This is a genomic window from Christiangramia qingdaonensis (assembly GCF_048381525.1).
In the GTDB taxonomy this organism is placed as follows: Bacteria; Bacteroidota; Bacteroidia; order Flavobacteriales; family Flavobacteriaceae; genus Christiangramia.
In genome coordinates this window covers 805,748-832,547 of the sequence record NZ_JBLWIM010000008.1, presented here as the reverse complement: position 1 = coordinate 832,547, position 26,800 = coordinate 805,748, and the positions used below count along the sequence as shown (strand labels likewise).

General features: G+C 38.4%; 21 protein-coding genes. 13 read left to right on the top strand and 8 right to left on the bottom strand.

Going from position 1 to position 26,800, the window contains the following annotated elements; genetic code table 11:
* Positions 1 to 1,808: hypothetical protein (locus ACNI3T_RS04605; protein WP_418226805.1), on the bottom strand; the 1,808-nt coding region annotated here is incomplete at its 3' end.
* Between the two features lie 171 nt (positions 1,809 to 1,979).
* Here ACNI3T_RS04605 and ACNI3T_RS04600 point away from each other — a divergent pair.
* The 8 genes from ACNI3T_RS04600 to ACNI3T_RS04565 are packed head-to-tail and all read left to right on the top strand — an operon-like array spanning position 1,980 to position 9,827.
* Entirely contained in the window at positions 1,980 to 2,858 is an 879-nt protein-coding gene (locus ACNI3T_RS04600; protein ID WP_418226804.1) for a tetratricopeptide repeat protein, read from the top strand.
* Positions 2,859 to 2,901: 43 nt separating this feature from the next.
* A complete protein-coding gene (locus ACNI3T_RS04595; RefSeq protein WP_418226803.1) occupies positions 2,902 to 4,254 on the top strand; it encodes a UDP-N-acetylmuramate--L-alanine ligase in 1,353 nt (450 codons plus the stop codon).
* 35 nt (positions 4,255 to 4,289) lie between these two features.
* Complete coding sequence (radC, locus tag ACNI3T_RS04590; RefSeq protein ID WP_418226802.1) at positions 4,290 to 4,985, top strand: RadC family protein; 696 nt, start codon at positions 4,290 to 4,292, stop codon at positions 4,983 to 4,985.
* 11 nt (positions 4,986 to 4,996) lie between these two features.
* A complete protein-coding gene (locus ACNI3T_RS04585) occupies positions 4,997 to 6,286 on the top strand; it encodes a polysaccharide deacetylase family protein (RefSeq protein ID WP_418226801.1) in 1,290 nt (429 codons plus the stop codon).
* Positions 6,273 to 6,962, top strand: coding sequence for a YjjG family noncanonical pyrimidine nucleotidase (locus ACNI3T_RS04580; RefSeq protein ID WP_418226800.1), 690 nt, complete (start codon positions 6,273 to 6,275; stop codon positions 6,960 to 6,962). Before ACNI3T_RS04585 ends, ACNI3T_RS04580 begins: the two co-directional genes overlap by 14 nt.
* Before the next feature lie 42 nt (positions 6,963 to 7,004).
* Positions 7,005 to 7,556, top strand: a complete 552-nt coding sequence (locus tag ACNI3T_RS04575) for a hypothetical protein (RefSeq protein WP_418226799.1) — start codon at positions 7,005 to 7,007, stop codon at positions 7,554 to 7,556.
* Position 7,557: 1 nt separating this feature from the next.
* Entirely contained in the window at positions 7,558 to 8,964 is a 1,407-nt protein-coding gene (locus tag ACNI3T_RS04570) for a DUF5723 family protein (RefSeq protein ID WP_418226798.1), read from the top strand.
* Positions 8,961 to 9,827, top strand: a complete 867-nt coding sequence (locus tag ACNI3T_RS04565; protein WP_418226797.1) for a hypothetical protein — start codon at positions 8,961 to 8,963, stop codon at positions 9,825 to 9,827. The genes ACNI3T_RS04570 and ACNI3T_RS04565 overlap by 4 nt, the downstream gene beginning before the upstream one ends.
* Here the strand turns inward: ACNI3T_RS04565 and ACNI3T_RS04560 are convergent.
* Complete coding sequence (locus ACNI3T_RS04560) at positions 9,824 to 11,098, bottom strand: replication-associated recombination protein A (RefSeq protein ID WP_418226796.1); 1,275 nt, start codon at positions 11,096 to 11,098, stop codon at positions 9,824 to 9,826. The two genes, ACNI3T_RS04565 and ACNI3T_RS04560, sit on opposite strands and share 4 nt — an antisense overlap.
* Positions 11,099 to 11,175: 77 nt before the next feature.
* Here ACNI3T_RS04560 and ACNI3T_RS04555 point away from each other — a divergent pair, with 77 nt between their 5' ends.
* Complete coding sequence (locus ACNI3T_RS04555; RefSeq protein ID WP_418226795.1) at positions 11,176 to 11,913, top strand: rhomboid family intramembrane serine protease; 738 nt, start codon at positions 11,176 to 11,178, stop codon at positions 11,911 to 11,913.
* On the opposite strand, the gene rlmB is transcribed toward ACNI3T_RS04555, so the two are convergent.
* The 6 genes from rlmB to ACNI3T_RS04525 all read right to left on the bottom strand — a co-directional run bounded on the left by rlmB (position 11,910) and on the right by ACNI3T_RS04525 (position 23,047).
* Positions 11,910 to 12,644, bottom strand: a complete 735-nt coding sequence (rlmB, locus tag ACNI3T_RS04550) for a 23S rRNA (guanosine(2251)-2'-O)-methyltransferase RlmB (RefSeq protein ID WP_418226794.1) — start codon at positions 12,642 to 12,644, stop codon at positions 11,910 to 11,912. The two genes, ACNI3T_RS04555 and rlmB, sit on opposite strands and share 4 nt — an antisense overlap.
* 94 nt (positions 12,645 to 12,738) lie before the next feature.
* Positions 12,739 to 14,211: a SusD/RagB family nutrient-binding outer membrane lipoprotein gene (locus ACNI3T_RS04545; protein WP_418226793.1), complete on the bottom strand. Its 1,473-nt coding sequence runs from the start codon at positions 14,209 to 14,211 to the stop codon at positions 12,739 to 12,741.
* Positions 14,212 to 14,221: 10 nt separating this feature from the next.
* Complete coding sequence (locus ACNI3T_RS04540; RefSeq protein WP_418226792.1) at positions 14,222 to 17,476, bottom strand: SusC/RagA family TonB-linked outer membrane protein; 3,255 nt, start codon at positions 17,474 to 17,476, stop codon at positions 14,222 to 14,224.
* Between the two features lie 217 nt (positions 17,477 to 17,693).
* Positions 17,694 to 18,377 (bottom strand): hypothetical protein, encoded by a 684-nt coding sequence (locus tag ACNI3T_RS04535; RefSeq protein ID WP_418226791.1) that lies wholly within the window; start codon positions 18,375 to 18,377, stop codon positions 17,694 to 17,696.
* Positions 18,378 to 18,468: 91 nt separating this feature from the next.
* On the bottom strand, positions 18,469 to 19,875 hold the full coding sequence (locus ACNI3T_RS04530; protein ID WP_418226790.1) for a SusD/RagB family nutrient-binding outer membrane lipoprotein: 1,407 nt from the start codon (positions 19,873 to 19,875) through the stop codon (positions 18,469 to 18,471).
* Between the two features lie 16 nt (positions 19,876 to 19,891).
* Positions 19,892 to 23,047 carry a SusC/RagA family TonB-linked outer membrane protein gene (locus ACNI3T_RS04525; protein WP_418226789.1) on the bottom strand — a complete coding sequence of 1,052 codons (3,156 nt, stop codon included), beginning with the start codon at positions 23,045 to 23,047 and terminating at the stop codon, positions 19,892 to 19,894.
* Positions 23,048 to 23,379: 332 nt separating this feature from the next.
* Between ACNI3T_RS04525 and rpsL the strand changes: the two genes are divergently transcribed.
* From rpsL to rpsJ, 4 genes are read left to right on the top strand one after another with little or no spacing between them, the layout of a single operon-like run.
* A complete protein-coding gene (gene rpsL / locus ACNI3T_RS04520) occupies positions 23,380 to 23,754 on the top strand; it encodes a 30S ribosomal protein S12 (protein ID WP_010230128.1) in 375 nt (124 codons plus the stop codon).
* Between the two features lie 23 nt (positions 23,755 to 23,777).
* A complete protein-coding gene (rpsG, locus tag ACNI3T_RS04515) occupies positions 23,778 to 24,254 on the top strand; it encodes a 30S ribosomal protein S7 (protein ID WP_026915144.1) in 477 nt (158 codons plus the stop codon).
* A 6-nt stretch (positions 24,255 to 24,260) separates the two neighbouring features.
* Positions 24,261 to 26,372 (top strand): elongation factor G, encoded by a 2,112-nt coding sequence (gene fusA, locus ACNI3T_RS04510; RefSeq protein ID WP_418226788.1) that lies wholly within the window; start codon positions 24,261 to 24,263, stop codon positions 26,370 to 26,372.
* Between the two features lie 10 nt (positions 26,373 to 26,382).
* Positions 26,383 to 26,688: a 30S ribosomal protein S10 gene (rpsJ, locus tag ACNI3T_RS04505; protein ID WP_026915146.1), complete on the top strand. Its 306-nt coding sequence runs from the start codon at positions 26,383 to 26,385 to the stop codon at positions 26,686 to 26,688.
* Positions 26,689 to 26,800: the final 112 nt, after the last annotated feature.

Here is a 26,800-nt window from a genome sequence, read left to right as displayed (position 1 = left end):
CATGGTTGAGAATCAGCTACAGTGTAGGTGATTGTATAATCTCCAGCACCTGTAGAAGGGTCAAATGTATTATTAGTTACTCCTGTACCTGTAAATGTCCCTTCTGTATTGGCAGTTGGATCATTATTGGTTAAGGTAGCAAGATCAATTAGATCAGTGTTAGAACATACTGTTTCAATATTGTCAAAGCTACCTGCATTGGCTGGATCTGCTTCGATAATTGTAATAGTAAGATCTGCACTGTAATCACACTCCCCTTCAGAATAGCTGTAGGTAGTTGTGAAATCCTGAATGTTGTTCTGGCTGTATCTTGTCAGTAACTGTTGGATTGTAGGTGTGAAAGATCCATCTGTCGGCGTTCCTTCTGGAAGCAAACTGAAATAGATGTCATCTATATCGTCTACATCATTTACGGCTGCATCTATCTCATCATTACAGAAAGTGATAGAGTTATTTGGTGCTGCACCTTGACAATCTTCTACGATAACTGTAACAGTAGCTGAATCTGAACATGTTCCATTATTAACAGTATAAGTGAAGTCTCCAGCGCTATCTGTTGATGGATCAAAAGTTCCATTACCAGGTGACCAAGTACCACCTTGATCCGGAGTTCCATTAAGAACATCAATTAAATTAATTGGATCATCAGATGGGCTTAGAGTAACAGATCCATTTTCTCCAGCATCTGGATTATCAAGTACAGTCAAATTCAATTCTACATCATCTACACAACCTTCTTCTGTTGTAAATGTTGCTAAAGTTGTGAATGTCTGGAATGGGTTACTGTTGTAACTATTTGCTAAACTAGCAATGGAAGGACTAAAACTAACTTCTGATGGTAAGTTTCTGTCTTCAACCAAACTAAGAAAAACGGCTGTTGGAGCCTCACCATTACCTAACCTGGTTTGCAGATTGTCCTGGCAAATCGTTTCAGTAACATCGGCACCGGCGTCAAAATCTTCTAAAGTAACGATAACTCTCGCTCTGTCACTCATTTGAGTTTCGCAAGGAGGGAATGGATCGTTTCTGTCATTAACAATTTGAGAGGCGAAATAATCTTCCCCATTAATCAATTCAACATCATCTGCTAGTGGAGAATTAGAAGTCATGCTTCTATACCATCTTATTGCCTGACTATTTTCTTTAGTACCAGTAGCTACTAAATCGGCTACAGTAGCACCCTCGCAATAAGTTTGAGACGCTTGTGCGTTAGGAGTAGGAGCTTGTGTTGGATTGTAACCTACTGCAGCTCTTGTGGAAGGACAATTGCCATTTCCAGAGCTTACCTGTCCCACAAAATAACTTTCATTTGGAGTAAGCTCCTGACCTTCAGGTAAAGCATTACTTCCAGATTCATCTAAATATACCTCTAATGTATAATCTGGATCTGCAATGAATAGATCTTCAAGGTCTGCAACTGTGAAATTAGAAGAGATACAAGGAGAAAGAGTAAAATCATCTCTTCCTGGGAAAAGTGTGTTGTCAGGAGTTTCTGCTGCAGCTACATTTACCGTAACAGATACTCTAGTGCAATTTTCTGTTGTGCTACCAATAAAATAAGTCTCTCCATTGGTGAGCAGCTCATTTCCATTTATAGGATCTGTGTCATTGTCAGAATCAGCAGTTTCGTATATAGCTGCATTCGTGCCGTTACTAAATCTTAGATCACTTACTGTTTGCAAGAAACAGTAATCTTGATCTTGATCTGGTGTAGCACACTGTCCATAAGAGGACATTGTCCCAAGAATTAAAGCTAAAGCAAAGAGGTAAAAAACTTTCCCCTTAAACCTTAAGGTAAAATTTTGCATAGGCTAGGTGTTAATTGTTAAATAAATTCGGTTTAAATAAAGTTGCACAAATATTAAAATAATTTTTAATATGCACAGTTAAATTAAGAAACATCTTAACGTTTGGCTCAAATAATGCTAAATATTGCAATTCAGGTTATTACAAATCTTAAATTTAATAAAATTTTATTTATGTTAATAAAAAATACATTTCTGCCTTTTATGTTGATGTTAATGACGTCAATCGGTTACACTCAATCTGATATATCTAAAGCAGGAAAGTTGCTGAACTCTGGCGACGATAAGGCTGCCGAAACTCTGCTCCTTCAACATGATTCTGAACTTAAAGCCATCGAACTATTAGGTGATATTTATAGTTTTAGAAAAAATTGGGATATGGCGATCTCTAAGTATGAGCAACTTGTAAAAGCGAAGCCAAACGATAGTAATTATAATTTCAAATTAGGCGGAGCAATAGGGATGAAAGCCTATTATGGATCAAAATTTCAGGCAACCATGCTTATTGGTGATGTTAAAAAACACTTGATAAAAGCTGCTGAGCTGGATCCAAATCACTCTGAATCAAGGCGGGCGCTGGTAGAACTCTATATGCAGATTCCAGGATTTGTAGGAGGAAGCCAGACAATGGCAGAAAGTTACGCATCAGAACTTCATAGAATAAATGAATTGGATGGTCTTTTAGCAGACGCTTACATCTATAAATTCCTGGACTACCAAAAGCTCGCAGAGACTAAATACGAAGCGGCAATCAAACTCTCCCGAAGAAAACCGGAGTTGATCACAAGAAACTATTTAAATTATGAACTTGCTGAAGTTGCGGCAATCTACTCGATTGAACTGGATCATGGCCAAAGTCTTGTCAAACGTTACATTGAAAACTACGGTTATAAAGACATCAAAGATCCTTCCTGGGCTTATTATAGATGGGCTCAGATAGAAAGGTTAAATGAAAATCAGGACCTCGCTTTGAGTTATATCAAAAAATCACTGGAGATTGCACCTAACTTCGATAAAGCACTTATCGAGAAGCAGAAAATTCAGAGAATGTAATATTCAGCCCTCCATTACTTTTATATTTGTACAAATCTTTTCCATGAACATACATTTTATAGCCATCGGTGGTAGTGCAATGCATAGTCTTGCGATCGCGCTTCAGCGAAAGGGATATCATATTACTGGCAGTGATGACGCTATCTTTGAACCTTCCAGATCGCGTCTTGAAAACGAAAATATACTTCCGCAGAAAATGGGATGGGATGCTTCTAAAATAACTTCAAATCTGGATGCTGTTATTTTAGGAATGCATGCACGGGAAGATAATCCGGAGTTAACAAAGGCGAAGGAGCTGGGTATTAGGATATACAGTTATCCCGAATTTATATTCGAACAATCAAAGAATAAGACTCGGGTAGTTATAGGCGGTTCACATGGTAAAACCAGTATTACCTCAATGATCCTGCATGTGATGAATTACCATAACAGGGAAATTGATTACATGGTAGGTGCAACTCTCGAAGGTCTGGACAATCCTGTTCATTTGACCCAGGAGAATGATTTTATTGTTATAGAAGGAGACGAATATTTAAGTTCTACAATCGATAGACGACCAAAATTTCATCTTTATCAACCAAATATTGCCTTGCTGAGTGGTATCGCTTGGGATCATATTAATGTATTCCCAACGTATCAAAATTATGTAGAGCAATTTAAAATCTTCATCAATTCTATCGTTAATGGCGGAATACTGGTTTACAATGAGGAAGATCAAACGGTAAAGGAGCTTGCAGAGACTACGGAAAATCCCATTAGAAAGCATCCATATCATACCCCAGATTATCATACAGAAGATAATACTACGATACTTGATGCTCCGGAAGGTGAATTGCCTCTGGAGATATTTGGTAAGCACAATATGAATAATCTCGCAGGATCAAAATGGATCTGCCAGCATATGGGTATTGATGAGGATGACTTTTACGAAGCTATTGCCACATTTAAGGGTGCTTCGAAAAGACTGGAAAAAGTTGCTGAAACCTCCAATGGAATCATTTTTAAGGATTTCGCACATAGTCCATCCAAAGTTGCTGCTACTACTGCTGCAGTTAAAGAACAGTATCCAAACAGGAAATTGATTGCCTGCCTGGAGTTGCATACTTACTCAAGCTTAAATGCAGACTTTTTAAAGGAATATAAGAATACTTTAGAAAAGGCTGATGAAGCGCTTGTTTTCTATTCTCCTGATGCGGTTGCGATAAAAAAACTAGATGATGTTTCTGAAGACCAGATTGAACATGCTTTTCAGAAGCAAGGTTTGAAAGTATATACAAGTCCTGAAAATTTCGAGGCTGAGCTGAAGGATTTAGGTTTTAACAATTCTGTATTACTAATGATGAGCAGTGGTAATTATGGCGGTTTGGATATGGAATCTTTAAAAGAACTTATCTAATGCTACTATTAGCTCATATTGATCTATTTTAGAGTATGAGCGAAAATTCATCGAAAAGTATTAAAACATGGGCGGAAGATGATCGTCCACGGGAGAAGCTTTTATCTAAGGGGCGTCTGGCCTTAAGCGATTCAGAATTACTGGCAATTCTTATTGGTTCTGGTAGTAGGAACGAATCAGCCGTTGAGCTGTCAAAAAGAATTCTTGCGCAGTCTGAAAATAATCTCAATCAATTGGGAAAGTTCAGCATTGGGCAACTATGTCAATTTAAAGGTATAGGAAATGCAAAGGCTGTAGTGATCACCGCCGCGCTGGAATTGGGAAGAAGACGACGACTTGAAGAAACTCTGGAATTAAGTAAAATATCTTCGAGTTCTTCAGTTTACGAGATCATGCAGCCCATCATAGGGGAGTTACCTCATGAAGAATTCTGGATCTTATATCTTAATAACAGCAATAAAATCCTGGAGAAATTTCAGATAAGCAAAGGAGGAATTACCGGGACTCTGGTAGATGTTCGGATAAGCTTAAGAAAGGCTTTAGAAATAGGTGCGGTATCTCTTATTCTGACTCACAACCATCCAAGTGGAAATTTGCGTCCTAGTGAAGCAGATAAGCAATTAACCCAAAAGCTTAAAACTGCCGCCGAAAGCCTTGATATAAAAATTTTGGATCATATCATTGTTACTGAAAAGTCATATTTTAGCTTTGCCGACGACGGAATTCTATAAGACTTCAATAAATGCTTCTAATTTATACTCAGAAAGTTACACCACGAATTGTATACATATTCAAGCATTTATGTACACACATCCTGGGGATTCCCATCAACTTCACATCCAAGATCGAAGAGTTTATTGCTCATGACGGTCCAAAATTAAGCTACGGAAAACAGGCGCTAGGGAACGAATTTTTTATTCAGAATGTAGATCTTCTCCTGGAGCAGGGTTTTTCAGAAATAGAAATTAAGGTGCAACCTTGGGATGATACGATTGGATTTTTTGCCCTGGCAGAATCCAGTGATCTACCCTTTGATATTTTTGCCGCTTCTTTCTATCTACTTAGCAGGTATGAAGAATACCTACCACACGTTAAAGACGAATTTGGAAGATTTCCGGCATCCGAAAGTATTGCATTTCAGGAAAACTTTCTGCATAAACCAATTGTGGATATCTGGGCTTATAAGTTTCAGGAAATCCTGATGGAACGTTTCCCACAGTTAGAACATAAAAAAAGAGCTTATCATAATAGCACCATTATTACTTCAGAAAATACATTCATCTTTAAAAATAAAGGTTTTCTAAGAAGTTTTGTTGGTCTGCTATCGGACCTTGTGCAGTTTAATATAGGTAAGGTGTTAGATAGATTGCAGGTATGGATCCGAATAAAATCAGATCCCAATGATACTTTCGAGGACCTAATTAGCATCATAAGAGAAGATAAGATCGAAACTTTATTCATGTTTCAACTAAGCGATTTTTCGAGGCATGATCGAAATATAAGCCATAATAGAATTCCTCACAGAGCGGTAATCAAGTCGGTAGCAGATTATTCGAAAGTTGGATTGTTGATGGGTTATTATGCCATGGAAGATATCAGAATTCTGCGAAAGGAGAAACTGAGACTAGAGGATATAGTGCATAGTTCAGTAGAACATGCGATGAATCATCAATACAACCTAAGGCTCCCAGATCAATACAATAACCTGATTGAGTTGGAGATCAATAATGATTACTCAATGGGTTATCCAGACAAACTTGGTTTTAGGGCTGGTACGAGCACTTCATACCTATTTTATGACATTAATATGGAAGTGACCACGCCTCTAAAGGTTCACCCGTATGCGTTCAATTCGAATGTAGTAGCTAAAATGACCCGGAACAAGCTAAAGGAAGATCTTCGCAGGATCATACTGGAAACAAAGGAAGTTCAAGGAACTTTAAGATCTGTGTTTTCTAATCATGATTTTTCGCAGTATGCAGATTCCAATTCTTATTATTCAGTATTAAACCAGATTCATGAGATTGACTAATATTAAGGACGTATATTTTGATCTTGATCATACGTTGTGGGATTTTGACAAAAATTCTTCCCTCGCATTTCAGGAAATTTTTGTAGATCAGAAGTTGGAAATAGAGCTTCAGGAATTTTTAAAGATCTATATGCCTATTAACCACCAATACTGGGAATCTTATCGAAATAATTTGGTTAGTAAAGAGGATCTTAGATACGGTAGGTTGAAAGACAGTTTTGAAGCTTTAAAGTTTGAGGTGAGCGATACTTTAATCTCTAAAATATCTGAGGATTATATCAATTACCTTCCTAATAATAACCATTTACTGGATGGTGCAGTGGATATTCTAAGGTATCTGTCAGCCTCCTATAATTTGCATATTATCACCAATGGTTTTGAGGAGGTTCAGCATTTAAAAATGGAGAAATCTGGCATCCTTAACTATTTTAGAACGGTGACAACTTCAGAAGAAGCAGGAGTTAAAAAGCCGCATTCGCTCATCTTTGAAAAAGCTATTGAAAAGGGAGTGGGTAAACCCGAAACTTCAGTAATGATAGGAGATAATTTCGAAGCGGATATTTGCGGAGGTCATCAATATGGTATGAAGGTTATCTATCTGGATTCCAGAGAGGGTAATTCCAGGACTGAACATCCCAGGATTCAAAAGTTAAAACAACTAAGGGATTATCTATAATAATAAAGATTAGGTATTTTCGTAGACTAAGAAAGCTTTCTCGTGTCTAGAAAAATCCACATTCCCAAAACAATTGCAGGCCTGTTTTTACTGGCGCTCTGCACCTCTTGTTTTAAAGATGTAGACCTTAGCCAGACAGAGGATATTCAAATTACTCCAGACATTGATGTCGATATCATTTATTACGATCTCAACAAAGATGACTTTCTGGATTCTGACACTGGAGAGTTCACGGCTGTCATAAGAGATACGGTCAGGCTTGAATATCTTGATGACAGTTACATGCAGGAGGGTCTAACCTATGCTGAATTCAGGTTTCGGCATGAAAATAGTTTTCCTTATGCTGTAAGAAGTGAGCTGAAGTTTTTAAATGACCGAAACAGGAAGGAATTTGATGTAAACTATATCATCCCGGCTGGTAGCGATACGATGATCTCTGTAATTGATACGCTTCATATCGTGCAGGAGTCAAATATAAATCAGGTTAAGAATTCTATAGAACTTGCGGTAGAACTGGAACTTTTAGAGCCTTCAAAAAGTCTTGAAGGGAATTTGAAATTTACATCCAGAGGATTATTCAGACTAACTTTTTAACATGAGAATAGCAATAGTACTGCTTATCTTCTTCTATTGCAGCTCTGTATCCGGGCAAAATAAACCCTTACTGTATAATGTGGATGACCTGCCACAGGCATTGCTTCAAAATCCAGGTGCCAGGATAGATTTTACAAGACATTTTGGAATTCCCTTGTTTTCGCAAATTCATTTTGCTGTAGGTTCAACAGGTGTTACTGCCAAGGATATTTTTGAAGATGACGGGCGTAATATCAATGCAAGAATTCAAAGCGCTATCAGGAACCTTACTTCTACAGATTTTTTTTCTATTAATGAGCAAATAGAGATTATTTCCTTTGGGTGGAAAATGGGTAATAGAGGTTACTTTTCTGCAGGTGCATATCAGGAAGTCGATATCTTCGCTTACTTCCCCAGTGATCCTGCAAAACTTGCTTTCGAAGGTAATGCAGACTATATAGGACGACCATTCAGATTCGATGATGTTAGCTTTACAGGTGAGGTGCTTACCGTTTATCATGCTGGCTTTAATTATAAAATGGATTCTAAGCTAACCGTTGGTGGTCGAGTCAAACTGTACTCCGGGATTTTTAATGTTGAAAGCGTGGATAATGAAGGAACCTTTACAACATATGATACACCTGGGGAAGAAAACTTCTATAATCACGAAATTGATGATTTTAATATTTTAATAAATACCTCTGGTTATGCAAGTCTTCGTGATGAAGAAGACATGACAGTTGACCAGGCAGCTGCTGAACTTCTTAGCAGATCTTTCTTTGGTCAGAATGTTGGAGTAGGAGTAGATGTTGGATTTCATTATAGAGTAACTGATCAGTTCTCTGTGAATGCTTCTATAAGAGATCTGGGCTTAATGTTCCATCAGAAGGACATTGAAAATTCCAGATATTTTGGATCTTATGACTCAAGTGGTTTAGAGCCGCTTTTTCCTGAATTGGATAATGAAGAGACCATTCCTTACTGGGACGTTTTAGAAGAGCAATTTGATGCGAATCTCAAAGATGTAAAAACCTTTAGCGAATATAATACCTGGCGTCCATTGAAATACAATGCTTCCATACAATTTGGAACAGGGAAGTCGATCTTACCTTGTGACTATTTGATTAGCAAGAAGCCGCGCTATATGAATTTATTCGGAATGATAGTTTCCGGAGTCAATCGTCCTAAGGGTCCTACTTATGGTGTTACCACTTATTGGGACAGGAAAGTAAATGATTATTTCAGATTTAGAGTGGCTTATGGTTTGGATCAATTTTCGCGGACAAAGTTTGGGGTAATGGCTTCCAGTAGATTTAAAAACTTCAATGCCTATATCGCATTAAACGATATCATTGGCTATACCAACCTTGCCAATGCGCATAGTGCATCCTTGCAATTAGGCATACAATACGTATTTAAAGACTTATGAAAAAATTAATAATATTAGCAGCAATGATTTTTTATGGGAACATTTTTTCCCAAGATCTGAATGATTATAAATATATAATTGTTCCTGAAAGCTATGACATTCTTGGCAAAACGAACCAGTACCAATTAAATGCCCTTACAAAATTCCTATTTGAAAAGAATGGTTTTCAAACTATTATGAAAACTAAAACCTGGCCAGAAGATCTCCAGCAAAATCCTTGTCTGGGCGTAAGTCCGGTTCTAGTAGAAGATTCTGGATTGTTTGTAACCAAAATGCATATAGAACTTCAGGATTGTAAAGGAATGACCGTCTATAAAACTCGTGAGGGAAAGAGTAAGGAGAAGGAATTTCAGGCTGCCTACCAGGAATCTTTTCGAGATGCTTTTCAGGAACTGGCTGATCTGCCATATGAGTATAGCTCAGCCATTAATGAATCGGTTAAAAAGTCAAGTGAGAATTCTTCTGTCAAAGTGGGAAGGAATATAACTTCTGAGGTAAAAAATGAGGTAGTTCCAGAATCCGAAAGTAATGTCACTCCTGAAGTATTAGCTTCCGAAAAAAATGATCTGCCAGCCGGGAGTGAAGTTGATGAAAATTTAACTTCTCTGGAAAATAGTGTATGGATCTATGGTGATGCTGTTTTTGAATTAAGAGCCTACAATTCCAACTATGCCTTATACCAACGGAATGCTCCCGAACCTATAGCGCTATTATTGAAGACAAATAAACCCAATGAATTTGTATATAGATCGCTCCTAAATAGTGGGACCGTATCTTATCGTAAGAATTCAGGAATAGAAATTAGCTACTTCGACAGCGACACTAATCAGCAGAAGTCAGTACTACTAAAATCTAAAAATTAATAACCATACTTTTTTTGCCAGCGCTTCCGCAGAAATTCTCTTTGAGCATTTTCCCGCTGATTATTTCCGGGTTCATAGAAGGTAGTGCCAGCGATATCATCTGGAAGAAACTCTGCTGCAACGAAATTACCTGCATGGTTATGGGCATATTTATAATCTTTTCCGTAACCTATATCTTTCATTAATTTCGTAGGGGCATTCCTGATCGCAAGAGGAACCGACAAATCACCTGTTTTCTTTACCAAACTTTGAGCTTTATTAATAGCCATGTAGGCTGCATTGCTCTTAGGTGAAGTGGCCAGGTAGGTCACGCACTGACTAAGTATGATTCTGGCTTCCGGATATCCAATTGTATTCACCGCCTGGAATGAGTTATTGGCTATGACCAGAGCGGTTGGGTTTGCGTTCCCAATGTCTTCGCTCGCCAGGATCAATAACCTACGGGCAATAAACTTCACATCTTCACCTCCTTCGATCATTCTTGCCAGCCAGTAAACCGCAGCATTTGGATCACTCCCTCTAATAGATTTGATAAATGCAGAAATTATATCGTAATGCTGTTCCCCCGTTTTATCATATAGAACGGTATTTTGCTGAACCTTCTGAAGTACAAGATCATTAGTGATCTTTACATTTACTTCTTCTGAAGTGACTAGTAATTCAAAGATATTTAGAAGTTTCCTGGCATCTCCACCACTTAACCTCAATAAAGCTTCAGTCTCTTCTAGCTGAACATTTTTAGCCGAAATTACTTTGTCCTGCTCCATTGCTCTCTTTAGCAGATCTACCAGGTCTTCCTTTGAGAACGGTTTCAGAATATAAACCTGACATCTGGACAAAAGGGCAGATATAACCTCAAAACTCGGATTTTCAGTCGTGGCACCAATTAAAGTAACCCATCCTTTCTCTACAGCTCCAAGTAGAGAATCCTGTTGAGATTTACTGAATCTATGGATTTCATCAATAAATAGAATCGGACTTTTGGTGGTAAATAAACCATCACTTTTCTTAGCTTTTTCAATGATCTCACGTACGTCCTTTACGCCACTACTAATTGCGCTAAGGGTGAAGAATGGTCGGCCAGATTCTGAAGCTATGATATTCGCCAATGTGGTTTTGCCTACACCAGGAGGTCCCCATAAGATCATGGATGGTATGATCCCTTGTTTAATTTGCTGTCGCAAAGCACCATTTTTACCAATAAGGTGATGCTGGCTCAGGTAATCATCAAGAGTTTTAGGACGCAATCGTTCTGCTAGTGGTTGACTCATGGGTGTTTTGTCTGACAAGTTAACATCCTGAACTCTTTGGATGCTTTTTTGTAATATTAATTAAAATTGAATACAATTTGAAACCATCCTCTCCATTTGTTTTTACCAGCGGCACAATAGGGTATCCTTTATTATTCGTGTTGATGATCTGGATAGTCTTTTGGGCAGAGCTTCGGTTCAATTTAAATTTAGCGCCCTTCGGTGTAAGGCCGGGTGAAGTAGTTGGGCTTCGGGGAATCGTATTCTCACCATTCATACACTCAGATATAAATCATCTTTTTAATAACACTATTCCCTTATTCATACTATCTCTCGCCTTATTTTACTTTTACAGGCCCTTACGCTGGAAAGTGTTGCTGATTGGTCTCGTTTCCACCGGTTTGATTACATGGATTATAGGTCGACCGGCAAATCACATAGGAGCTAGTGGAATTATCTACTTGCTTGCAGCATTCCTTTTCTTCAAAGGAATCTTTTCTAAGAATTACCGGCTCGTAGCATTGTCGCTTATAGTAGTATTTGTTTACGGTGGATTGATATGGTACGTAACTCCAATAGATCCAAAGATTTCCTGGGAGGGACACCTGGCGGGTCTATTGAGCGGCCTGGGTCTCGCTGTAGTTTTTAAAAAACAAATCGCAAAACCTCCTAAATATCATTGGGAATCTTCAGATTTTAAAGATTCTGATGATTTATTTATGCAGCATTTTGACGAAGAAGGAAATTTTGTAGATAACCTACCTTTTCAGAATATGGAAGAGGAGGAAACAGAGTATAACTACATTTATACTGAAAAGTCAGACGACAAGAATTAACTTCTTTGTCTAACAGTTTCGTAAAGCACCGCCCCACAGGCTACAGATACATTCAAAGAAGCGATCTCTCCGAGCATAGGTAGTTTTGCCCTATAGTCGGCTAGCTTAAGAATTGAGTTTGATACCCCTTTAGCTTCATCACCCATTACGATGGCCACAGGTTGCTTAAGGTCAATATCGTAAACAGTGTCATCCGTTTTTTCAGTAGCTGCAACAATCTTTATATCATATGTTTGTAGATGAAATAAAGCATCTTTAATATGATCTACCTTGCAAATAGGGACTTTGAAAACTGCTCCGGCTGAAGTTTTTACCGTATCTGCATTGATGGGAGCAGATCCTTTTTCCTGGACGATGATGCCATCTACTCCACAACATTCTGCGGTTCTAATTATGGCTCCAAAATTCCGAACATCTGTAATACCATCCAATAGAAGGTAGAGTGGAATAATACTTTTATTCTGAACAGATTCTACAAGTTCATTAAGACTTACAAAACTTATTGGAGATATATTGGCTACGACGCCCTGGTGATTACCCTTGCTAAGTTTGTTTAATTTCTCAATCGGCACATAAGACACGGTGAAAGATCCGCTCTTGAGATGACGGTTCAATTCCTGAAACAAGCTTCCGGCTAAGCCTTTCTGGATAAATACTTTTTCAATACTTTTCCCACTTTCTATAGCTTCAATCACAGCTCGAATTCCGAATATTCTTGTAGTTTCTTCCATGCTTCAAAGTTAGTACAATTATATCCTTCGAGAAATGAATAATAAAAAAAAGCCACCCATTTGGGTGGCTTTTCATATTGAATTAATTCAATATCTATTCATCATCTTCCTCAGTCGCTGGACCAGGGTAAGTTGATTGATCTGGTGTAGTCGTATCCCAGAATACTGGAGTTTGAGCATCATCACCACCAATTGCACCAGCAGCATCAATGTAGTTAGCATTGTTTAAGTTCTGCTCGTCGATTGGATAAGTGTATCTAAGTGGAACGAAAGTCTCATTATCTGTTGGGATATTGAAAACCGGATCGTCATATAATCTCCATGTAGACCATCCTTCAGCAGGATTGTCATACATAGCGATCCAGAACTGAGTTGCAAATTGCATTTCAGAACCATCATATGCTACATCAGGCTGTGATAAGTATTCTTCAGTTTCATCACTAGAAACACCCCAATACTCCATAGAAGCAGTAATCGCTGCGTTATAGTGTGTCTCAGCATCACCAGGAACACTATATCCAAGTTCAGCAGCTTTAGATAGATTAAATCTAACTTCAGCATAATCTAAAAGAATTCCTTCTCTAGTTGGATCAAGAAATGCATCTCCAATGTGAGTGAAAGAACCATAGTTATTACTTCCACCATAATCACCACCAATGTAACCATCAGCAATATTATCATCGAAATAAACCATTCTTCTTGGATCTTCAAATTGATTCATGTAATCAACGATTGTCTCAGACGCAAGAAAGTCAGATCTACCGCTCTGAACCAAATCTTCCCAAAGTGGGTTTGTGTTTGGTGCATTAGATTGGTAATCGATCGTAGCATTGTCATCATTTGATGCGAAAACACCGGCTGATACAGCAGACTCAACAGTAGATTGCGATAAAGAAGGATTTACATCCTGAAGTCTAATTCCCATTCTAAGTTTAAGAGAGTTAGCAAACATCATCCATTTGCTCATATCTCCTTCGTAAACAACATCTGAACCTGAGAATCCTTGTCCAGCTGATAGCATTCCTCCAACAGCATCAAGTCTTGAAATAAGGTCTGCGTAAACAGTAGCAGCATCGTCATATACAGGAAGTGAGAATTCACTAGGTTGCAAAGCCTGAGTATAAGGAATGTCTCCAAATCCATCAACTAATAAGTGCCAGGTATAAACTTCTATCACTTCAAGTTGTCCAAGTCTAGCGTCTTTTTGACCTTGAGTCAAGCCTTCGTTAGCATTTACAACTCTCTTTGCATCTTGAAGATCATAAATTACATCTGTGTAATATTCACTCCAAACTGCATCTGGATTTTGACGAGCTGTAAAATCATAGTTAGGCTCATCAGTATAAGTGGTTGTAGTCAAGTACTGCCCAAGGAACCTGTAAAGAGGTTCGTTTACGTTCGGGCTAGCGGTGTAATCACCAAGACTTACTGTAGCAGCCGTAAATAAGAAATCTGAAGCTACAGCATCGGGGTTTTTAGGATCCCGGTTTAAATTTTCATACTGTTCATCACTCTGGCAGGACCAAAGCATTGCAACAGCTGAAAGAGCAACAATATATTTTTTCATAGTATTTTAATTAAAAGTTAAATTTAAGACTAGCACCTATTTCTCTCATAGTTGGGTAAGCACCAGACTGGTATCCTTGAACGTTACCAGCACTTAAACCTGCTTCAGGATCTGCGTAAGGAATGCTCTTGTCGATGATCCAAAGGTTACGACCAATGAATGATACAGAAGCTCTTGTAAATGGTAAAGCTTCAAGTACTCTATCGCCAAAGTTATAAGTAAGCGTAGCTTCTCTCAACTTTACATATCCAGCGTCATAAACGTGAAGTGCGTTAGGAGCACGTGCGTACCCATAAGGGTTAGCGTAATAATCTGTTCTAGCTCTAGTCTCGTTTGGAGAAGTGTTAGTTACTTCGTAAGTACCATCAGCGTTAAAGCTAACATCACCCTGAACACCATCTAGAAGAACACCACCACCGTTTTCGATAGTATTTCTAATTGGATTACCAAGTTCGTTAGTACCTACGCTACTTGCATAAATACCGGTAGCAGTACCATACCATTGGTCAAGAGAGAAAACGCTTCCACCTTTTTGAACATCAATTAAGAATCCAAGAGCTATGTTTTTGTAAGTGAATGTGTTTTGAACACCACCAATCCAATCTGGTTGGAAATCACCAATAACATAGTTTGAGTTAGGAGTTTTAGCGTAGTAACCAGCAGATGTGATCACTTTGTTGCCTTGTTCGTCATAAACGAAATCTGTTCCTCTAATAGCACCGTAAGGTTCGCCTGGAGCAGCATTAATAGAAATACCACCTTGTAGGCTAGCTAACTGTAGGTTTTCAATTCCATCAGTAAGCTCAAGTACTTCGTTCTCGTTCTTCGCCCAGTTCACATTGATGTTCCAGTTGAAGTCTTCAGTTCTAATTGGGTTCAAAGTTAATGCAATCTCGATACCTTTGTTCTCAATCACACCTGCATTTAAAAGCTGTTCAGAGAAACCAGTTGAAGGAGATACAGGAACTGGAGTAATTTGATCTTCAGTTCTTGATCTATAGTAAGATACATCTAAACCAATTCTTCTATCGAAGAAGTTTGTTTCCAAACCAACTTCATAAGACTTAAGACGCTCTGGCTTTAAGTCAGGGTTTCTAAGTCTTGAATTGTTACTCGCAACACCAGCTCCATTGAAACCAGAATATATTGTATACGTGTTAAATACATTGTAAGGATTAGTGTCATTACCAACTTCAGCATAGTTACCTCTAAGTTTTGCGAAACTTAACCAGTCTGCATCAATTAGGTTAGATAACAAAACACTTGCAGATACCGCAGGGTAGTAGAAAGTGTTGTTTTCTTTTGGTAATGTAGAAGAACGGTCTCTACGAATAGTACCTTCAAGGAAGTAAGTGTTGAATAGACCTACACTTGCTCTAGCGTAAACACCATCCAGCATTCTTACAGATTCGTACTCTGAAGGTGGGTTAAGTGGGCTTGCACTGTTACTTAGTGCGTAGAATCCAGCTTTATTTAATCCTCCGTTTGTTGAAGCGAAAATGCTGTTTCTCTCGTTTCTTCTTAAGTTGAAACCTAAGTTACCATCAATGTTAACATCATCACTGATGTCTTTGTTGAAGTTTAGGATAAGGTCATAGTTGTATTCAGCAGCTCTGTTGTTGTAACGGCTGTATTTAGCAATATCTGCTGATCCTACATTAATTCTTTCTTCCTGTAATTCGTCATACGTATCAAAAGTAAATCTACCTAATATGCTGAATACATCATTCAGTTCATAATTAAGGTTTACGTTACCAAAATATCTGTTACGAGTATCAGTTTGAAAGTTTTCGTAGAATGTCCAGTATGGGTTATCAGAATAAATTGGTGATAAATCATCTGGAGAATTCGGGTTCCAGGTAATGTTCTGTCCTGTAGCCTCGTAAGCTCTTCTTTGTTCTTCGAAATCTACGTTAGTTTGGAACCACTGTCTGAACTGTTGCATAATGTTCAAAGAACTATATCCAGTTCCGTAACGTCCTTTACCATCAGTCTTAGTATAAGTAATGTTCGCTTGAGCGTTGAACTTATCTGTGAACTCATGAGAACCACTAAACTTAAGAGTGTTTCTCTTAATGTTAGAGTTTGGAAGGTTACCTTGTTGATTCAGGTGAGTTCCACTCAATCTAAAAGAAGAAGTTTCTGATCCACCATCTAAAGCAACAGAGTTTACAGAAGTGTAACCAGTTTGCCATACACTGTTAGGATCATTCTCACCAGCTACCCATGGAGAAGCTTGTTGGTAGGTGTCAAGATCCGGATAGATAGAGTTCCACTGGTAAATTTGTCTGTTAGGATCAAATGCAGCACCAAAAGAAGCATCTTCAGTAAAAGGAGTTGTTTCATCCAGGTTACCGTCACCGTCAACATCGTAAAGGTTAAAGTATCCATCATCAGAAGCATAGTAAGCACCGTATCCAGCACCGTACTGATCCTGATATTCTGGAAGAGTTTCCATATCTGGATTCGTTACAGTAATAGAAGACTGTACAGATACACCAATACCTTTACCTTTAGAACCTTTTTTAGTTTCAATAATTACAACACCATTCGCAGCTCTTGCTCCATATAGTGCAGTTGCAGCCGCACCTTTAAGTACGTTGATCGAAGCAATATCATTCGGGTTAATATCCGAAGCAGCGTTACCATAATCATAACCACCACGACCAGCAGCTTGTCCACTACTGTTAGGTGTATTGTTGCTAATTGGAGTTCCATCAACAACAAAAAGTGCCTGGTTGTTCCCAGTAAGAGAAGAGTTACCACGAATTACAACGTTCGTAGATCCACCAAGTGTTCCTGAAGACTTAATACTAAGACCAGAAACTTTACCTGATAGAGAGTTCACGAAGTTTTGTTGTGGAACATCAGATACAGCTTCACCACCTACTTCCTGAGTAGAGTAACCTAACTGTTTCTTTTCTCTTTTAATACCTAATGCAGTTACTACAACTTCATCAAGTTGAGCAGAATCATTCTCCATTACCACATCGATTTGATCGTTTGTGCTAACAGTGTATTCTGCTTGTTTCAATCCAACGAAAGAGAAAACCAATACATCTCCCTGAGTTGCAGTGATTTCATAATTTCCGTCGAAATCTGTTTGGGTACCCGTGCCAGTACCTTTAATAAGAACGTTCACACCAGGAAGGGGAAGACCATCTGAGTCAGTCACCGTACCCGCAATGGAACGTTCCTGTGCAAAAGTTATTTGCACCACGAACGCCAGTAATAGCGTTAAAATACTACTAAACTTTGTTTTCATTTTAAAATTTGTTTGAATTAGCCGACATCAAATGTGAGTAGAATAAAGCGTTAAAGCAAACATAATCTCATAATAAATCACGAAGATTAGCATAAGGACCTGATAGCCAATAATATAAAGCGCCTACTTTAACATTACGGCTCTTGTAATCTTAACAAATAGCAATCATCTTATCGTTATTAAACTTAAAATTTTATGATTAATGAATTTTTATATTTTACAAAGTATAATAATATTCAAGGATTTTCACCAGATCGAGGATCGATTCAAAATCAATGTTATTCGAATCTATATAAGTCTTCAATTGATCTTTCCTATCCTTTAAAGCTTTGAGAATATGGTTTCTTTTTAGTCTTACTTCAACATATTGGTCTGCACGGTTGAGAATGTAATAATTAGTATCTAATTCATATTCGGCACTCAAAGTATTGTCTTTACTCGAAACCCAGCCACTCGCATTGGGATCATTTAAATCCTTTATATATTCAACGATAACATAATTCGAAGGTGGGCTTACAACATGGTAATAGCGATCTTCCCTCTTGGTTTTCTCAAATTTGCTGCCTTCAATTTTAGAGAATAATAACTCGGTATTCTTGTCTTTTAATATAAAGCCACTTATGGAATCATCTAATAATTTCATTGGTTCGCCATTGGTACCTGTTTTATATACTAGATTGTTACCATAGATATCATAATTCATTTGTTGTGGTCTGGTTGTAGACCCGTCTTTGTTTATTCCATATCCTACATACCATTCAGAGCTCAAAAATGGATCACCTTTTGGGGAGCTTCTTGTGATTTTAAATCCATCTGAAAGATTTCCTGAATTTGTTGGATTTTGGGATTGGACGGTAAGACATAAAATAATGAGCAATAGGGTGGAAGAGAAGTTTTTCATAATTACATAGATTAATGACTTTCAATATAGTACATAAATAAAAACCTGCTCCAATGAGAGCAGGTTTTTGCATTACTAAAATAAGTTGCGACTATTCAAATAACCAAATTTTAGTATTAAGTTCATCTGCACCCTGAGCTGATATTGCTTCCTGATAGCTTTCTTCGTTTAAAGATGCAGCCGTTGCAGCATATGCTTGTCTATCTGGAATATCTGTTGCATTACTCAGTAGATCAGCTGGAGCAACCAGTGCTTTTTCATAGCCCATAGCTTCAAGTCTTCTCCATTCAGCCCATGCTTCATATCCTTGGAAATAAAGTGCTACCCATTTTTCATAACCGATAGATTCTAAACCATCATAGCTATTTTCATCTATATATTCTGAAGCATCTTCAGAAGATTGCCCCCATTGTTCGAATGAAGCGGTAATAGCTTGAGCATAAAGATCCTCAGCATTTTCGCTTGTCCAGCCTAATTCTGCAGCTTCCGCTCTAGCAAAAAGTACTTCAGCATAAGTAAACATATAAAGTGGAGCTTCCTGGTTGTATATAATATCTCCAGTGATGAAAGAATAATCATCAGTTGCAGAATTGGACATACCGTAAGGTGCTCCTACAAATGTACCAGAATTGAATGCCGGATCAGCCATTCCCATCAGTCTTTCGTCTTCCGGGTCTTCTGCAGATCCAGATCCTATCATTGCATCTACAAAAACGTCACTTACAAGATAATCTCTTCTAAAGTCTGGCGCTAGGAATCTATCTTCCCACGGGTTATCATTATTTTCGTCTGCTAAATATGGGTAGAAAAAGTTTTCAGAATTACCCATTATTTCGCTTCCAAGTGCCTCATTGAACATTTGTTGTCCCATTTCTGGATTAGCATTCGACAACCTTAATCCCATAACCATTTTTAAAGTTTGTCCAAAAGATTCCCATCTGCTAACGTCACCTCCAAAAATATAATCACCCTGTACGGGAGAAGTACCGGTGCCAATCATAGCTAGCGCCGAATTGAGTTCTTCAAATAATCCTGTGTAGATTTCTTCTTGAGAATCGTACGCTGGAAATTGGTTATCTAATCCTTGAAGTGCTTCTGAATATGGAAGTCTACCCCATCTCGTTGTCATACCTTCCATTAAGTAGACTCTCAAAATTGTTCCTGCGGCGATTTGGTTAGGATCTTCGCTAATTTCAATCATTCGATCTAAATCAGTTAATATTCCATACCAATAGGAAGTATCCCAGTTAAGTGTTTGATACCTGGATTCTTCATCATACTGTCCGTTGGATAAATACTGCACGTACAAGTTCGGAGTCGTAGCACCAACATAGGCAGAAACCGCGCCTTCCGCGTTAGCTAGCAAGCTTCCAGCCGATGGAGCTGTTGGTTCGTTAGGATTTTCATTAATCCCGTGGAAGTCAACTTGTTCGCAACCAGTAGTACAAAGTACTACTGATGCTAAAAGTATCGATTTTTTGATAAATTTTATTTTCATTTTAATAGCGTTTTAGTTAGAATGTAATATTCACGTTTAGACCAATTGTTCTCGTATTAGGAGATTGTCCACCTTCAGTCCAACCGTATCCAGTCAATTGACTGTCCTCCAATTCAGAAATATCAATATCGTCAATAGAGCTGTAAATCAACCAAAGATTACTTGCAAATACTCCAATGTTTAGTTTCTTAATAGGAGTGTTATCCACTAAGCTTCCTTTAACTTCGTAATCCAGCCTAGCTTGTCTTAATTTCACGTAAGAGGCATCGTATAACCACTCTTCATGTAGTGCAAACAATCTACCATAGTAAGTCTGAGCTTCAACATAATAAGATGCAGGTTCTCCTGTTGTTTCATCTACTCCTTCTATAAGGATACCACCGGTTGAAGCATCTGCATTAGAAGCTGCAACTGCTGCACCTCCACCAGTAACTGCATCACGTAGCGGGTTGCCGGCTGCATTGTTACCTATAGTGCTTTCTCCTAAACCTGAGTAAGCATTGAACATTTTGGTAACGGAAAAGATCTTACCACCTTTCTGGAAGTCAAAATCCAATCCTAAAGATAAATTTTTGTATTGCATAAATGATGTAGCTCCACCAGTCCAGTCTGGTAATACATTACCCAGGTATTGATTAGAGTCGTAACGAGGGTTACCGGTATCTGATAATAGAATGTTACCTGCATCATCTCTACGGTAAGCTCTACCATATATTGCACCCCACTCTTCACCAACTCTTTCCTGTAGTTGTATTCCTCTCCAGGTTGTTGATAATACATTTACGTCTGTTCCTGGTGCGATTGCATCCACTGTTCTTTCTAAAGTCGCAAAGTTCGCGTTGATGTCCCAAACAAAGTTGTCATTTCTAACTGGTACCACATTGAAAGCTAATTCCCAACCTTTATAAGTCTGTTCCCCTGAGTTTGTAGAAAAACTGCGGAATCCTGTAGATGGGTCAAGTGAAACATCCGCCGGTAGTTGGTCATCTTGTTTATTAAAATATGTAACATCCAGACCTAACCTATTGTCTGCAAATCTCATTTCTGTACCGAATTCGTACTCTCTTCTTACCCCTCCAGTTAAGGTTGGGTTGTTTAATCCGCTCTTTACAGATAATTTTCCGAAAGAACCGTATGGTGTTCCAATATTGTACGTCTCTGAAATTTGGAATACCCCTGGAAATCTTGGTGCTTCAGCTATGCTGGCTCTTAATTTACCAAACGAAAGAATATCATTCTGAGGTAATAATTTACTAAATATTAAACTTAATGATCCTCCATAAGTTTCAACTCTGTTGTTTTCTGAGAATGCGGTAGACTGCCAATCTAATCTGGCAGAACCATCTAGGTAAAGAAGGTTTCTAAAACCAATAGAAGCTTTAGAAAACAATGATTGTCTACCTATTTCCTCGTAATAGCTAGATAAATTAGGTCTATCTCTTGAAGTATTTAGGCTATAAAACCCATCTGCTGTCAATCCACCTGCTGTTGAAGCTGAGATAGACTTTTCATTTCTATCGTAGATTTCAAAACCTGCGCTTGCGCTAATATCGAAGTCTTCAGTGAGGTCTTTTTGGTAATTCAGAATACCAAATAATTCATCTGTATTATTAGTTTCCTCGTATTCAGAGTAGAAAGGTTGAGAAAGACCACCAAATCCAGCTCTGTTTGAACTTTCATAGGTGTTTAATGTTTTTCTTACTTCAACACTGGCAGTGAAGTCTTCATTGAAGTTATAATTTAACCCTAATCTACCGTATAAAGCATTTTTATTTTGAGGGTTTACATTTTCATTAGTAATGAAATATGGCATATCCCAATACAATGGAGATGTGTTTGTAGGGCTATTAAGGTTCCATGAAACAACCTGTCCATTTCTTCTGTAATCCTTCAAGCGATCAATGTCAAGTTGCCTTTGCCACCATTGGTTAAAGTTTGACGCAATATTTCCGTATCCGTTAGATGGATAATTGGAAGTTCTTCTGTCCTGGTAATTTAAACTCGCAAAACCTTCCAGTTTGTCTGAAATATCCACACTCGCACTTAGCGATCCCTGAACAGTATTTCTTTCAGAATTAGGTATCACCCCAGTTCTGTCAATTTTAGCTAAACTAGCTCTTACTGAAAAACCTTCTCCACCTTTGGTAAAGGTTACATTGGTATTTGAAGTAATACCGGTTTCGAAGAAGTCGCGAACATTATCAGGGTTTGGTGAAAACGGTCTTAATTCCCCAAATTCGGGTGTGTTTGGAATCCAGGAATCCCAGTGTCTAACAAGTTGACCGTCCATCTTTGGTCCCCAACTTTCATCTGCATAATATTCAACCATAGACTGACCATCAAATGAACTCCAATCGGCTGGATGTATAGATGGATCAAAATTGAAAGTATTAAATTCTTGAGAGTAACCTCCTCCATATTCGTTTTGGTACTCTGGAATTTTATACACATTTTCAATGGCAGAACTATGATTTACAGAGATGCTACTTTGTCCTTCTCCTGCGCTTTTGGTGGTAATGATAATTACACCGTTAATACCTTGAGGACCATATAATGCAGTTGCTGCGGCACCTTTCAACACCGACATATCAGCTATATCATCAGTAATAATATCTGAAGCATCCTGGACTTTAACGTTATCAACAATATACAGCACACCAGTATTACCTCTTAATCGGATATTGGAGTTTCCAAATCCAGAACTAGGAGCTCCAGTAAACTGTACACCAGCAACCTTACCGGCAAGAGCATTGTTGATATTCGTTTCACGAGCTTTGATAAGGGATTCGCCTTCAACTGTTTGCTGTGCATATCCTAAGCTCTGCTTTTCTCGCTTAATACCGAGTGCGGTTACTACCACTTCCTGAAGCTGTGCGGAATCATTTTCCATCGTAATATCTATCGTATCGATATTATCAACGGTGTATTCAGTTTGTCTCAAACCAATGAAAGAGAAGACAAGTACATCGCCTTGATTGGCTTTGATTTCATACTTTCCATCGAAATCGGTTTGGGTACCCGTGCCAGTACCTTTGACCAGAACGTTTACACCGGGTAGGGGAAGACCGTCTGAATCGGTCACCGTTCCGGATATAGAACGTTCCTGTGCAAAACTAAGTTGCACCACGAACGCTAAAAATAGCGTTAAAATAATTCTAAACTTTGTTCTCATTTTTGAATTTGTTTGAGTTAGCCAGCCGCAAAAATTATAATTTAATGTTAATAAACCAAATTTTAACTAATTAAATGCAATAAAAACTTAAAACGGCAAACAATAATGCAGTGAATTGGCAATTTGAAGGTTATGCAAAGAGTATTTCTGAAGCTAGATTTGGTAGGGAACAAGTTTTCAGCTGTCTTCGAGCTCTATATATCTATTCTGTACGAGTAGTGGTTGCAAAATTAAAGTGGGCATATATTTGATTATTAGCTTTTTATTTCTACCTTTGCAAACCCTAAAAATCGGGGGAATAAAATTTATTAATAATTAGTGTATAGGAAATTATGCCAACAATTTCACAATTAGTACGAAAAGGAAGAGCCAAAATAACCAAGAAGAGTAAATCGGCTGCTTTGGATTCGTGCCCTCAAAGGAGAGGTGTTTGCACACGTGTGTATACCACTACTCCTAAGAAACCAAACTCTGCTATGAGAAAAGTAGCAAGGGTGAGGTTGACAAACGGGAAAGAGGTTAACGCCTACATTCCTGGTGAAGGACACAATCTACAAGAGCACTCGATAGTATTGGTTAGAGGTGGAAGGGTAAAAGATTTACCAGGTGTTAGATATCACATTGTTCGTGGTGCGCTAGATACTGCCGGTGTTGAAGGTAGAACTCAGCGAAGATCTAAGTACGGTGCAAAACGCCCTAAGAAGTAATTAAAAACTTTTAATGTAAAGAAATGAGAAAAAGACAGGCGAAAAAGAGACCGCTTTTACCAGATCCAAAATTTAACGATCAGCTAGTTACACGTTTCGTGAACATGATGATGTGGGATGGTAAGAAGTCGGTAGCCTTTAAAATTTTCTATGATGCTATCGCGATTGTAGAGGAGAAAAAACAAGACGAAGAGAAATCTGGATTGGAAATTTGGAAAGATGCTCTTTCTAACGTGATGCCTCACGTTGAAGTGAGAAGTAGACGTGTAGGTGGTGCAACATTCCAGATACCAATGCAAATTCGTCCAGACCGTAAGGTGTCTACTGCTATGAAGTGGTTAATTAGTTTTGCACGTAAAAGAAATGAGAAGTCAATGGCTGGAAAGCTATCTGCTGAAATTCTTGCTGCTGCAAAAGAAGAAGGAGCTGCTGTTAAGAAAAGAGTAGATACTCATAAAATGGCTGAGGCTAACAAAGCATTCTCTCACTTTAGATTCTAAAACAACATGGCACAAAGAGATTTAAAATTTACTAGAAATATTGGAATTGCGGCTCATATTGATGCGGGTAAAACTACAACTACGGAGCGTATCCTTTATTATACAGGTATAAGTCATAAAATCGGTGAGGTTCATGATGGTGCTGCCACTATGGACTGGATGGAGCAAGAGCAGGAGCGTGGTATTACTATTACCTCTGCAGCTACACACTGTAAGTGGATGTACCGCGATCAGGAATTTACTGTGAATATTATTGATACTCCAGGTCACGTTGACTTTACTGTAGAGGTAGAGCGTTCATTGCGTGTTCTTGATGGAGTTGTTGCATTGTTCTCTGCAGTAGACGGGGTTGAGCCTCAGTCTGAAACTGTTTGGAGGCAGGCAGATAAATATAGAGTTCCACGTCTAGGTTTCGTTAATAAAATGGACCGTCAGGGTGCAGATTTTTTCAACGTATGTCGTCAGGTAAGAGAAATGCTTGGTGGTAACCCGGTGCCGCTTCAGGTGCCTATCGGTGATGAAATCGACTTTAGAGGTGTGGTTGATCTTATTTCTAAGAAAGCAATTATTTGGAATGATGAGGATCATGGGATGACTTATGATACTATTGATATTCCTGAGGAGCTTGTAGATGATGTTAATAAGTACCGTGCAGAATTAGTGGAAGCGGTTGCAGAATATGATGAAGCATTGATGGAGAAATTCTTCGAGGACGAAAGTTCTATTACAGAAGATGAGATCATCGCTGCATTAAGAGCTGCAACTATAGATATGAGCATCATTCCAATGATGTGTGGTTCTGCATTTAAAAATAAAGGTGTTCAGGCGATGCTTGACGCTGTGATGCGTTACCTTCCTTCTCCAGTGGATGTAGAAGCAATTGAAGGTACTAACCCAGATACAGGTAAGGAAGAAAGTCGTAAGCCAAATGTGGATTCTCCATTTTCTGCGCTTGCATTTAAAATTGCTACCGATCCTTTCGTAGGTCGTTTAGCCTTTTTCCGTGCTTATTCCGGTACTCTTGAGGCTGGTTCTTACGTGTTGAACGTACGTTCAGGTAAAAAAGAGCGTATTTCAAGAATTTACCAGATGCACTCAAACAAGCAGGAGCCAATCGATAGTATTGAAGCTGGAGATATTGGGGCTGCTGTTGGATTTAAGGACATCAAAACTGGTGATACTCTTACAGATTTAAACCATCCAATTGTTCTTGAATCAATGTCTTTCCCTGCACCTGTAATTGGTATTGCAGTGGAGCCAAAAACTAAGGCTGATGTAGAAAAGATGGGGATGGCTCTTGGAAAACTTGCTGAAGAAGATCCAACTTTTACAGTGAAGACTGATGATAATTCTGGACAAACGATTATCTCTGGTATGGGAGAACTTCACCTTGAGATCATTATTGACCGAATGAAGCGTGAGTTTAAAGTAGAAGTAAACGTTGGTGAGCCTCAGGTGGAGTACAAAGAAGCTGTACGTAGAGATGCTGATCAAAGAGAAGTTTACAAGAAGCAGTCTGGTGGTCGTGGTAAATTTGCGGATATCGTATTTACAATGGGACCAGTAGATGAAGACTTTGAAGGTGATGGTCTTCAGTTCGTAGATTCTATTAAAGGTGGGCGTATTCCTAAAGAATTCGTGCCATCCGTAGAAAAAGGTTTTAAAGAGGCTATGAAGAATGGTCCTTTAGCTGGATTTACTATGGATACTTTAAAAGTTGAACTTAAGGATGGATCTTTCCACCCTGTTGATTCAGATCAACTTTCTTTCGAACTGGCTGCAAAGATGGGATACAAATCTGCTGCAAAATCTGCGGGAGCTGTGATTCTTGAGCCAATCATGAAAGTAGAAGTTGTTACTCCGGAAGAGAATATGGGTGATATCGTTGGTGACCTTAACAGAAGAAGAGGTCAGGTAAACAACATGTCAGACAGATCTGGAGCGAAAGTAATCAAAGCTGAAGTGCCTCTTTCTGAAATGTTTGGATATGTAACTACATTAAGAACACTTTCATCAGGTAGAGCAACTTCAACTATGGAATTCTCTCACTATGCTGAAACTCCTTCTAATATTTCTGAAGAAGTGATCAAAGCAGCTAAAGGAGCAGCAAACGAATAATCTTAAGGAAATGAGTCAAAAAATCAGAATAAAACTAAAATCTTACGATCATAACCTGGTAGATAAGTCTGCTGAAAAGATCGTTAAAACCGTAAAGACTACGGGAGCTGTTGTTACCGGACCAATTCCGTTACCAACAAACAAAAAAATCTTTACTGTTCTTCGTTCACCTCACGTGAACAAGAAATCCAGAGAGCAGTTTCAACTAAGCTCTTATAAGAGATTGCTTGATATCTATAGCTCTTCTTCAAAAACGATAGATGCGTTGATGAAGCTGGAACTTCCAAGTGGAGTAGAAGTAGAGATCAAAGTGTGATAAAACAGTTCCGCGTACTTCGGTACGCGGTTAACATGTCCGGCGCGTTTCGCAAAGGAAAAACGGGAAAAATACAATTCAGGGCTGAATGTGTTTTTCAGCCCTATGTTTT

What these genes read in the sequence shown, in the direction of transcription:
- ACNI3T_RS04600 (WP_418226804.1), top strand. Translation starts at nt 1,980, where the DNA reads ATGTTAATAAAAAATACATTTCTGCCTTTTATGTTGATGTTAATGACG.
- ACNI3T_RS04595 (WP_418226803.1), top strand. Translation starts at nt 2,902, where the DNA reads ATGAACATACATTTTATAGCCATCGGTGGTAGTGCAATGCATAGTCTT.
- radC (WP_418226802.1), top strand. Translation starts at nt 4,290, where the DNA reads ATGAGCGAAAATTCATCGAAAAGTATTAAAACATGGGCGGAAGATGAT.
- ACNI3T_RS04585 (WP_418226801.1), top strand. Translation starts at nt 4,997, where the DNA reads ATGCTTCTAATTTATACTCAGAAAGTTACACCACGAATTGTATACATA.
- ACNI3T_RS04580 (WP_418226800.1), top strand. Translation starts at nt 6,273, where the DNA reads ATGAGATTGACTAATATTAAGGACGTATATTTTGATCTTGATCATACG.
- ACNI3T_RS04570 (WP_418226798.1), top strand. Translation starts at nt 7,558, where the DNA reads ATGAGAATAGCAATAGTACTGCTTATCTTCTTCTATTGCAGCTCTGTA.
- ACNI3T_RS04565 (WP_418226797.1), top strand. Translation starts at nt 8,961, where the DNA reads ATGAAAAAATTAATAATATTAGCAGCAATGATTTTTTATGGGAACATT.
- ACNI3T_RS04560 (WP_418226796.1), bottom strand. Translation starts at nt 11,098, where the DNA reads ATGAGTCAACCACTAGCAGAACGATTGCGTCCTAAAACTCTTGATGAT.
- rlmB (WP_418226794.1), bottom strand. Translation starts at nt 12,644, where the DNA reads ATGGAAGAAACTACAAGAATATTCGGAATTCGAGCTGTGATTGAAGCT.
- ACNI3T_RS04545 (WP_418226793.1), bottom strand. Translation starts at nt 14,211, where the DNA reads ATGAAAAAATATATTGTTGCTCTTTCAGCTGTTGCAATGCTTTGGTCC.
- ACNI3T_RS04540 (WP_418226792.1), bottom strand. Translation starts at nt 17,476, where the DNA reads ATGAAAACAAAGTTTAGTAGTATTTTAACGCTATTACTGGCGTTCGTG.
- ACNI3T_RS04535 (WP_418226791.1), bottom strand. Translation starts at nt 18,377, where the DNA reads ATGAAAAACTTCTCTTCCACCCTATTGCTCATTATTTTATGTCTTACC.
- ACNI3T_RS04530 (WP_418226790.1), bottom strand. Translation starts at nt 19,875, where the DNA reads ATGAAAATAAAATTTATCAAAAAATCGATACTTTTAGCATCAGTAGTA.
- ACNI3T_RS04525 (WP_418226789.1), bottom strand. Translation starts at nt 23,047, where the DNA reads ATGAGAACAAAGTTTAGAATTATTTTAACGCTATTTTTAGCGTTCGTG.
- rpsL (WP_010230128.1), top strand. Translation starts at nt 23,380, where the DNA reads ATGCCAACAATTTCACAATTAGTACGAAAAGGAAGAGCCAAAATAACC.
- rpsG (WP_026915144.1), top strand. Translation starts at nt 23,778, where the DNA reads ATGAGAAAAAGACAGGCGAAAAAGAGACCGCTTTTACCAGATCCAAAA.
- fusA (WP_418226788.1), top strand. Translation starts at nt 24,261, where the DNA reads ATGGCACAAAGAGATTTAAAATTTACTAGAAATATTGGAATTGCGGCT.
- rpsJ (WP_026915146.1), top strand. Translation starts at nt 26,383, where the DNA reads ATGAGTCAAAAAATCAGAATAAAACTAAAATCTTACGATCATAACCTG.